This window comes from Mesorhizobium sp. M4B.F.Ca.ET.017.02.2.1, from assembly GCF_003998955.1.
GTDB lineage: Bacteria > Pseudomonadota > Alphaproteobacteria > Rhizobiales > Rhizobiaceae > Mesorhizobium > Mesorhizobium abyssinicae.
On the sequence record NZ_RZOF01000344.1, the window covers coordinates 1 to 6641 of the forward strand.

Here is a 6641-nt window from a genome sequence, read left to right on the forward strand (position 1 = left end):
GAGCTGATGGGCGAGTTCGGCGCCGAGGAAAGTGCCGCCGTCGCGCAGCCGCCAGAGCCGGCTTTCGAAACCGCAGCCTCCGTTGCGCTGGACGACGAGCTTGCGGCGTCGCTCGACCAGGACTTCGTGTTCGACGATATCGCGGACCATCACTTCGGCGCCCCGGCGCAAGCGGCCGCCGAGCCGCAGGCCGATGCGGAGCTCCAGGTCGAAGCGGAGTCGCAATTCGAAGCGGCCTTCGACGATGATTTCGGCCAGGCGGTCGCCAGTTCGCTCGAAGACGTCTCGCCGCTCGATGACGATCTGCCGATGGACGACGAGCTTGCCGCGTCGCTCGATCGCGAATTCCCGGGCGCCAATGAGGCGGTGGAGGCGGTCGACCACAACGTCGTCGAAGCTGCCGCGCCAGTGGCCGAAGCCGCTTTCGATGACGATCTCGAACATTCGGTTTCTCTGTCGCTCGAGGACGAGCTGACGCTAGACGGACATGGCCCTGCGGAGGATCATGCCGCGCCGGCCGTTGCTGCCGAATATGCAGCGCCTGTGCAGGCGGCTGCCGACCAGGCGATCCCCGAGGAGGACTTTTCCGGTCATTTCGACGAGGCGATGGCCGATGTCGACACGGATTTCGAAGCGCAGGCCGAAGAGCCGGCTGAAGCCACGCAGGCCGAAGAGCCGGCTGAAGCCGATGAGATGCCGGCCGTCGAAGCCCTCGCCGAGGCCGCCTATGCCGCTGACGATGCCGATCTGCGGGCTTTTGAGGACGAATTCGAAATCGATCACGCGCCGGTCGACGAGCCGGTGGCTGCCGAAGCGCCTGCCGAGGCCGCTTACGTCACCGATGCCAATGACGATGCTCCCGAATTCGTCGCGCAGGAAGCGTTCGACGACAATTTCGAGCTTGATATCGACGATGCGCCGACCGCCGAGGATCAACAGCCGGCAGCCGAAGCCGCTGCCGAGGAAATCGCTCCGATTGCGCCCGCCGTCGTCGCGGTCGAGCCGCCGAAGCCCGCCGCCGAAGAGCGGAGCCTCGAGGACGAACTCAACGCTCTCCTCGGCGCCATGAGCGCGCGGCCGGTTCCCGTCGCCAGGGAAGCCGAGCCCGTGCGTCAGCCGGTGATCGAGCCTCCCGCTCCCCAGCAACTGGCTGATGACCTCGATTGGAATCTCGACGGGCAGGAGCCAGCGTCCGGCGAGGATGCAGCGCCCTCCGCCGACATTGATTTCGACGACGACGCGTTCGATGCCGCCTTTGCCAGGGGTATCGGGGGCGATCAGGAGCCGAGCCATCCCGTGGCGTCGGCTTCCCCTTCGCAGGACTGGCTGCGCTCGGCACCGCCTGAGCCGGCGCGTTCCTGGAGCCGCGTGACACCGGTCGCAGCGGCCGCGCAGGCGACGTTCGCGGCCCAGCCGACGGCATCGGCGGCGCCGGTCTCGGCCGAGCCGTCATACCGGCAGGAGCCGGTCGTGGAGGAGGTTCCGGCCTATGCCGAGCCAGAGCCCGCGCCGCAGGACCAGCCGCAAGCCTATGACGAGATGCCCGACGTCGAAACCATCGACGTGCCGGAGCGTGTGGTGGCGCTTGCCGACGATCTCGATATTCCCGAGCTCAACTTCGAGGAAGAAAAGCCGGCGGCGCCAGCTTTTGACGATCTCGACGCGGAGTTCGCCGGCCTGCTGAACGACATGAACGCGGTCGATGTGGCGCCTGCGCCCGCACGCGCCGCCGCCTATGAGGACGACAGCTACGGCGCCGGGTTCAAACCGGGCCACGGCGACGCGCGCGCCTATGCGGCGGCGAAGCCGGCTGAAATGCCGGCTGCCTCAGCGCCGGTTTCCCAGGCCGCCGCGACGGGCGGCTTCGACATTGACGATCTGCCGGGCAGCCGGCCGCTCGCGCAGGCCGACGATTTCGCGGTCGATGAGCTCGACTACGACCCCGAACTGGACCAAGAGATGGCGGTGCCGGGCCTTGCCGAGCGTGAGGCCGCCAGGCCGCGCGGCCGTGGCGTGCTGATCGCCGCCGTCGTCGGCGCCGTGGCCCTGGCCGGTGGTCTTGGCGCCTTTGCCTTGTCGTTTGGCGGCAAGGGCGGCAGCGAGGCGCCGGTTATCGTCAAGGCCGACAACGCGCCGATCAAGGTCAAGCCGGAGAATCCGGGCGGCACGGTGGTGCCGAACCAGGACAACAAGGTCTATGACGCGGTGGTCAAGGGTACCAAGCCGGCCGAGCCGGTGCAGGAAAAGCTGGTCACCAACACCGAAGAGCCGGTCGATGTGAAAGCCAAGGAGCCGGAGAGCCGCGTCGTCGATCTTTCGCCCGCCGATGCTGCGCCGGGCATGGACGATGTGGGCAATGCCGCCGCGACCGCGATGCCGGGCGTGGATGCGCAGGCCGGCGCGGATGCGGCGCCGGCGCCGAAATCCGAGGATCGCATAGCCCAGGTCCTGCAGGAAGCCGACAAAGGGACCAACCCGGAAGTCGTCGCTGTCGCGCCGCGCAAGGTCAGGACCATGATGGTCAAGCCCGATGGCTCGCTGGTTGCGCGAGAGGATCCTGCACCCGAGGCTGCTCCGCAGGTCGCTGCCGCCGAACCGGCCGATCCGGCGCCTCAGCATGTCGCCCCCGCGGCGCAGGCCGGTGCCGAGCAGACCGGCACCGTGGCGCCGGCGACCGATCAGGCAAGCGATCAGCCGACCGACGAGGTCGCCAGCGCCGACCAGTCCGATGCCGCTCAGCCGCTCAAGCCGGCGGCGCCGAAGCCCGAGGCCAAGGCTGAAGCCAAGACGCAGACCACCCACAGCCAGTCGGCCGACACGCCGGCCACTGTTCCGGTGGCGCCGCAGCGTCCGTCCGACCAGCCGGTCGACGTCGTCGGCGAGGTGAAGCCCGACCAGGTCGCCTCGATATCGCCGAGCGCGGCAGCGGCGGGCGGCGGTTCGTGGTCGATGCAGATCGCCTCGCAGCCGACGGTTGAAAGCGCGCAGTCCACCTACCAGGACCTGCAGCGCCGCTACGGCAGCGTGCTGTCGGGTCGCACCGCCAACATCGTCAAGGCCGAGATCGCGGGCAAGGGCACCTTCTACCGCGTCCGCGTGCCGGCGCAGTCGCGCAACGACGCGATCGCCCTGTGCACCAGCTACAAGGCGGCCGGCGGCAACTGCTTCGTGTCGCGCTGAGCCTGGCTGCAATCAATCAAACCGGCGCGGCCGCAGGGCTGCGCCGGTTTTTTGTGGACCGGGATCGGGCCTTCAGCCGCATGTTGGGCGGGGAGATTCCCTTTGTCCGCGCGAAGCCCTAAGCTTCCACGTATGACCGAATCAAAATCCATGATCCTCGGCTGCGCCGGGAAATCGCTCACCCCCGAGGAAATCCGTTTCTATCGCGGCGAACGACCGTGGGGGTTCATCCTGTTTGCCCGCAATGTCGGCGAGACCGAGCAGATCCGCGATCTGGTCGCCTCGATGCGCGACGCCGTCGGGCGCGCGGACGCGCCGGTGTTCATCGACCAGGAAGGCGGCCGGGTGCAACGCCTGCGGCCGCCATTGGCGCCGAACTATCCCGCGGGCGGCGCGCTCGGCGCGCTGTGGCGCAACGACCGCGAGGCTGGCCGCCGCGCCGCATGGCTGATGGCGCGGCTGCATGCCTTCGACCTGCTTCGCCATGGCATCACCGCCGATTGCCTGCCGGTGCTCGACGTGCCGGTGGAAGGCGCCAGCGACGTCATCGGCGCGCGCGCCTACGGCAAGGAGCCGGGCCCCGTCATCGAGCTTGGTCGCGCCGCCGCCGAGGGACTGATGTCGGGCGGCGTGCTGCCGGTGATGAAGCACATTCCGGGGCACGGGCGGGCCTTCGCCGACACACATTTCGAACTGCCGACGGTCGATACGCCGCTCAGCGAGCTGCGCAGCCATGATTTCGCTCCGTTCAAGGCGCTCAACCAATTGCCGATGGCGATGACGGCGCATGTCGTCTACAGCGCCGTCGATCCGAACAACCCGGCGACGACCTCGGCAAAGGTGGTCAACGACATTATCCGCGGCGAGATCGGCTTCGACGGGCTGTTGATGAGCGACGACACCTCGATGAAGGCACTTTCTGGGGATTTCCCGGCAAAGGCGGCGGCGATCCTTGCGGCGGGCTGCGATCTGGTCCTTCACTGCAACGGGGTTTTCGAGGAAATGTCGGGCATCGCGTCACGCACCACGGCGCTTACCGGCAAGCCACTCGAGCGCGCCGAGCGGGCGCTGACCTATATAAAGGATCGCGACCGCGCGAACGAAACCGAGATACGCGCCGAGTTTGCCACCTATTTCGACGCGGTGGCCTGACAGAGGAAAGAGACAGAGGCAGTGGCGGAAACATTGGACAGCAAGGCCGCGAAGGCCGCACCGATGGACCGTCTGTGGGCCGAGAACGACGATTCGCGCGTTACCGGCGACCCCTCGCTGGTCGTCGACGTCGCCGGCTTCGAGGGGCCGCTCGATCTGCTCCTGCATCTGGCGCGCAACCAGAAGGTCGATCTGGCGCGCATATCGATCCTAGCGCTGGCCGAGCAGTATCTGACCTTCGTCGAGCAGGTGAGGGCGCTGAGGCTGGAGCTTGCCGCCGACTATCTGGTGATGGCGGCGTGGTTGGCCTTCCTGAAGTCGAAGCTTCTGATCCCGAAGCAGCCGGGCGAAGAGGGCGAGAGCGGCGAGGAACTGGCTGCGGTGCTGCAGTTCCGGCTGAAGCGGCTGGAGGCGATGCGCGATGCATCCGCCAGGCTGGTCAACCGCAACCGGCTCGGCCGCGACGTGTTCGCGCGCGGCATGCCGGAAATGGTCATCATCGAGAAGCGCAACGCGTACTCCGCCTCGCTCTACGATCTGCTCACCGCCTATGCGCAGCAGCGCCAGAAGCAGGCGATCAACAATGTGACGATCGCCAGGCGTGGCGTGTGGTCGCTCAAGGATGCGCGCGACATCCTGAACAGGCTGGTCGGCACGCTCAGCGACTGGACGGCGCTGGACAGTTTCCTGATCGAGTATCTCGCCGCTCCGGAAGAGCGGCGCACGGCGGTCGCCAGCTCCTTTGCCGCGACGCTCGAACTGGTGCGTGAAGGCAAATTGGACTTGCGGCAGGAGCAGGTGTTCGCGCCGATCTATCTGCGCGGCCGCGCCCAAGGCATAAAGGCAGTCGAGGTGGTAGCATGAGCGAACGCGCCAACGCTTCGGTCATTCCGTTCAAGGTCGAGGACGAGGCCGAGGAAACTGCGGTCGAGCAGGCTTCGGTCGAGAATCCGGCCGAGCGGCTCGCTCTGGCGGAAGCCGTACGCATGGCCGAGGCGATCGTCTTCGCCAGCGCCGAGCCGGTCAGCGAAAAGCAGCTTGCCGCGCGTCTGCCCGACGGCATCAACATCGCCGCTGCGATGGCCGACCTGCAGCAGATCTATGCCAGGCGCGGCGTCAATCTGGTGCGTGTCGGCGATGCCTGGGCCTTCCGCACCGCCGGCGACCTGGCGTTCCTGATGAGCCGCGACACAGTCCAGCAAAGGAAGCTGTCCCGCGCGGCGCTCGAGGTTCTGGCGATCATCGCCTACCACCAGCCGGTGACGCGTGCCGAGATCGAGGACATCAGGGGCGTCGAAACCTCGAAGGGCACGCTCGACACGCTGATGGAGACGGAATGGATCAGGATGCGCGGCCGTCGCCGCACGCCCGGCCGCCCCGTCACCTACGGTACGACGGACGCCTTCCTCGACCATTTCGCGCTGGAGGAGATCCGTGATCTTCCAGGCATGGAGGAACTGAAAGGCGCCGGGCTGCTTTCGACCCGCATGCCGTCGAATTTCTCGGTGCCGCTGCCGCCGGCCGACCCCGACGCGCTGGCCGAGGACGAGGATGCATTGACCGACATCGACCTCGAGGAACTCGGTCTTCTAACGCCGCGCGTCACGGAAGATTGACCCGCCTGCCGCTGTCAAAAGCAGCGTTGCGAGGGTAGATGCGCCGATTGGTAGCGGGCGGCATTACCGAAAATGCGTGACATCCGCCGCGCTGTCATAAACTTTGTCGCGGTTGTGTTTGAATCCCAACGCGAAAGCGCATAGATCATCGCCAGGGAAAACATTCGAGAGAGAGTAGCTATGGGTTCGTTTTCGATTTGGCACTGGATGATCGTCCTGGTGATCGTGCTGCTGGTGTTCGGCCGCGGCAAGATTCCGGAGCTGATGGGCGACATGGCCAAGGGCATCAAGAGCTTCAAGAAGGGCATGGCCGACGACGACACCGCCGACGACAAGCGCACCGTCGAGCATCGCGCGGACGAGACCGTTTCGACGGTGAAGGAAAAGGCCAGCAAGAGCTGAGCCCGAGGTTCTAGTCGGAACAGATTGCCATGTTTGAAGTCGGCTGGACCGAGATGCTGGTGATCGCGGTCGTCATGATCGTGGTCGTCGGGCCGAAGGATTTGCCCAATATGCTGCGCACCTTCGGCCGCACGACGGCAAAGCTGCGTGCCATGGCCGGCGACTTCCAGAAGCAGTTCAACGAGGCGCTGAAGGAAGCCGAACTCGACGACGTCAAGAAGTCGGTGGACGAGCTCAGGGGCCTCAGCCCGGTCGCCGAGATCCGCAAGCAGCTCAATCCGTTCGAACCGG

General features: G+C 66.6%; 6 protein-coding genes. All 6 read left to right on the plus strand.

Annotated elements, in window-relative coordinates; genetic code table 11:
- Positions 1 to 3180, plus strand: a 3180-nt coding sequence (locus EN738_RS28500) for an SPOR domain-containing protein (protein WP_245494791.1), incomplete at its 5' end; no start/stop codon positions are given.
- Between the two features lie 132 nt (positions 3181 to 3312).
- Positions 3313 to 4332: a beta-N-acetylhexosaminidase gene (gene nagZ, locus EN738_RS28505; RefSeq protein WP_127286568.1), complete on the plus strand. Its 1020-nt coding sequence runs from the start codon at positions 3313 to 3315 to the stop codon at positions 4330 to 4332.
- A gap of 63 nt (positions 4333 to 4395) precedes the next feature.
- Complete coding sequence (locus tag EN738_RS28510) at positions 4396 to 5196, plus strand: ScpA family protein (protein ID WP_127286573.1); 801 nt, start codon at positions 4396 to 4398, stop codon at positions 5194 to 5196.
- Entirely contained in the window at positions 5193 to 5948 is a 756-nt protein-coding gene (gene scpB / locus EN738_RS28515) for an SMC-Scp complex subunit ScpB (RefSeq protein WP_127286569.1), read from the plus strand. Before EN738_RS28510 ends, scpB begins: the two co-directional genes overlap by 4 nt.
- Before the next feature lie 180 nt (positions 5949 to 6128).
- Complete coding sequence (locus EN738_RS28520) at positions 6129 to 6350, plus strand: twin-arginine translocase TatA/TatE family subunit (protein WP_127286570.1); 222 nt, start codon at positions 6129 to 6131, stop codon at positions 6348 to 6350.
- 29 nt (positions 6351 to 6379) lie between these two features.
- Positions 6380 to 6641 (plus strand): Sec-independent protein translocase protein TatB (gene tatB / locus EN738_RS28525; RefSeq protein ID WP_127286571.1); only part of this gene is annotated, 262 nt, incomplete at its 3' end.

Bases quoted from the DNA above. Each gene is read 5' to 3' on its own strand.
- nagZ (WP_127286568.1), top strand. From the start codon at position 3,313: ATGACCGAATCAAAATCCATGATCCTCGGCTGCGCCGGGAAATCGCTC.
- EN738_RS28510 (WP_127286573.1), top strand. From the start codon at position 4,396: ATGGACCGTCTGTGGGCCGAGAACGACGATTCGCGCGTTACCGGCGAC.
- scpB (WP_127286569.1), top strand. From the start codon at position 5,193: ATGAGCGAACGCGCCAACGCTTCGGTCATTCCGTTCAAGGTCGAGGAC.
- EN738_RS28520 (WP_127286570.1), top strand. From the start codon at position 6,129: ATGGGTTCGTTTTCGATTTGGCACTGGATGATCGTCCTGGTGATCGTG.